General features: G+C 61.5%; 3 protein-coding genes and 1 pseudogene. All 4 read left to right on the forward strand.

What is annotated here, in order from left to right:
* Positions 1 to 181: pseudogene (locus F6S12_RS30770) on the forward strand (TolC family protein); the annotation flags it as partial.
* Positions 182 to 274: 93 nt separating this feature from the next.
* Positions 275 to 910 carry a hypothetical protein gene (locus F6S12_RS30775; protein ID WP_015633693.1) on the forward strand — a complete coding sequence of 212 codons (636 nt, stop codon included), beginning with the start codon at positions 275 to 277 and terminating at the stop codon, positions 908 to 910.
* A 223-nt stretch (positions 911 to 1133) separates the two neighbouring features.
* Positions 1134 to 2636, forward strand: coding sequence for a YdgA family protein (locus F6S12_RS30780; RefSeq protein ID WP_011058542.1), 1503 nt, complete (start codon positions 1134 to 1136; stop codon positions 2634 to 2636).
* Between the two features lie 275 nt (positions 2637 to 2911).
* On the forward strand, positions 2912 to 3116 hold a 205-nt coding region (locus tag F6S12_RS30785; protein WP_315869765.1), incomplete at its 3' end, for a hypothetical protein.

Here is a 3116-nt window from a genome sequence, read left to right on the forward strand (position 1 = left end):
CCAGGCCGGGCGCGCGTCCTTCCTCGCCGACCTGCAGGCCACCCGCACCTACACCGATATGCGCGCGCAACTGGCGGCGGCCAACACCCAGGTAGCCATGAGCCAGATCGATCTGTTCCTGGCCCTGGGCGGCGGTTGGGAAAGCGGACGAACGCAAGGCCCGGAACACGCGAAACCCTGAGGCGGTTGCTATGCTTTGATCAGTTGGAAAAGTGCCTTGTGCAACGTGCCTTCCAACCGATCAAAGCATGTGATGGTCATGGGGATTCCAATAATGAAAAACCCTTATGCTCCGGGCTTCTGGTGCGCGCTCTGCGCCCTGGTGCTGCTGTCTGCCACCTACTTCTACGGCATCATGCTGGCCCATCAGATCGACAAGGCCCTGGTGTTCCTCGACAGCGCCAGCGCGTTGATCGCGGTGATGGCCATCGGTGTGGTGGCCTGGGCCTCCTTTCAGGGCCAGAAAATCAAGAAGAAACAGCTCGAACAGAGCAAGACCCTGGTGGTCATCTGGGACACCAAGGTGGCCTTGCGCCGGGTCGAAACCGTATTCGACCGCTACTTCTGGGGCAGTTACTGGCAACCGGGGCGGACCTTCGCCGAAGTCATGGGCGAACTCACCGGCACCCCGCTGGAAAAGAGCCTGGAGGCCCTGAAGAAGCAGTGCATGCTGCTGGACAAGCAGGCCGAGGACGGTCACCACTGGCTGAGCAATGCCCGGGAGCTGTCGGATGTCGCCACCGCCATGGCGCGGGAGCGCTACCAGCTGGATTTCTGCGACCCACGGGGCGAATCCCGGGGCAACAGCGCGGTGATCGACCGGGATTTCGAGGTTCTGGTGTACACCTGGAGCGCCCGGCTCAAGAGCTTCGATCATCAGCTCGATGCCTTGGAAATCGAATACTCCTAAAAGCCCCTTCCCCTGGCCCTGTAACAGCGGCGGCTGCCGGTTTGCGGCAGCCGCTGCCCTGGCCATCTCCCCGCGCTCCACGGTTTTTCACATTCAAAGATTGGGCTCGCCCTAGCCGCCAGTGGTAATCTGCGCCGGTTTTACGCGGAGTCGAGCCGCAACCCGTCATGGGTTCAGGGAAGACGACCACACCTTCAAACAACGGATATTGATCGGGTCAGACATGAATAAATCAGCAGGCGTACTGTTAGGAATCGTCGTCGCAGTAGGTGCCATCAGTGCCGGCGGCGCCTGGTACACCGGCACCAAGCTGGAAGGGGTCCTGCAGCAGCAGGTGATTGAAAGCAACAAGGAGCTGCAAGCGGCGCTGATCGGCTATGACGCCACCGCCACTCTGGAGCTGGTGTCCCTGGAGCGTGGCGTGTTCAGCAGCAATGCCCGCTACCGCCTCAAGACCCAGGGCGAGGTGTTCAACGGTGGGCTGGAACTGATGATCGCCGACCATATCGAACACGGCCCGCTGCCTTTCTCGCGCTTGATCCGCCTCAAGTGGCTGCCAGTCATGGCGTCCAGTCATTACGAGCTGGAGAACAACGGGCAGACCGACAAGTGGTTTGCCGCCACCAAGGGTGCTGCACCGTTCAAGGGCGTGGTCAATGTCGGCTATGACCTGTCCGCGGAGGGCACCCTGGATTTCGCTCCGATGGAACTGGCCCTGGATGAGCTGAACAACCTCAAGTTCTCCGGCCTGAATGCCACTTTCAGCGTCGGCGACAATCGCCGCAAGGCCAAGGTCGATGGCTATATGGACAGCCTGAGCCTGTTCCTCAGCTCGCCGGACAAGGCCCCGCTCAAACTGGAAATCAACGGCCTGACCCTGGCCAGCAACCTGCAGAAAAGCAGCTTCGACTACTTCCTGGGCCAGAACACCCTGGAGCTCAGCGGCCTGAAGGCCACCTTCGGCGACAAGCAGTCGGTGCTGACCCTGAAGCACTTCGAGCAGAAGACCTTCAGCGAAGAAACCGGCAGCACAGTGGCGGGCCGTGCGGATTACCGAGTGGGCGAAATCGCCTTCGACGGCAAGACCGTGGGTTCGGCCGAGATGCTCTGGAGCATGAAGAGCCTCGACAGCCAGGGCATGCTCGATCTGGTCCAGGTCTACCAGAACGTGCTGCAGCCGTATCAGAAGGCCGCCACCGAGGCCTCTGCCGAGGGTGAACCGGCTCCGGAACTGCAAATGTCCGACGCCGAGCAGGTCAAGGTACGGGCTGCCGTGAACAAGGTCCTGGAAGCCAAGCCGCAGATCGCCCTGGAAAGCCTGGCATTCAAGACCGCCGGTGGTGAAAGCCGTTTCAGCCTGAGCCTGGATCTGGCCAAGCCGCAGAGCCTGGAGCTGCCGCCGGCTGAGCTGGGCAAGCAACTGGTCAGCCAGCTGGATGCCAAGCTGTCGCTGTCCAAGCCGATGGTGGCAGACATCGCCGCCCTGCAGGCCCAGGTCGAAGGCCAGACCGATGCCAAGCTGATCGCCGAGCAAAGCGCGGCCACTGCAGAAATGCTCAGTGCCATGGCCCTGTCCACCCAACTGGCCAAGCTGGAAGGCAATGACGTGGTGTCGGCCCTGCACTATGCCAATAACGAAGTGAACTTCAATGGCCAGAAAATGACCGTTGAGCAGTTCATCGGTTTGGTCATGAGCAAGCTGGGGGGCGTAGGCGCCCAGCAGTAAAGGTGCACGGGCCGCTTTGCGCGGCCCTTCTTGTGCAACCCCTGACGCCCGGCCTGTGCAGCCCACAGGTCGGGCGTTGTGCTGTCTGGAGCAAGGCGGTGAGGGCGGCTGCAGGCCCCGCAGAATCTGATTCTGAATAAATATGGCGCTGCAAATTCTGAACTAACCTTCGTGGAAGAATTCTCCCAGACGCTCTGTCGATCTTCTGATCGTCCGGGCTGGGGCGTAAGGGCGGGGCGCATAACTCCGGCTAGCCACGTAAGGATGCTGACGAAATGCAACGCACTGTTCATCCCGCTCGCCGCTACGGCCTTCGTCCGCTGTTTCGCCTGGCATTGTGCAGCCAACTGTTATGGCCGGGCCTGGCGTTCGCCGATGCGGCCTATGACCAGTTGATCATCCAGGCCCGGGCCGGCAGCTACGCCCCGGCGCTGAACCATTTGCGCCAAGTGCCGGCGGACCGGTTGAACAACGGGCTGG

Source organism: Pseudomonas sp. JV245A (assembly GCF_032424515.1).
Taxonomy (GTDB): Bacteria; Pseudomonadota; Gammaproteobacteria; order Pseudomonadales; family Pseudomonadaceae; genus Aquipseudomonas; species Aquipseudomonas protegens.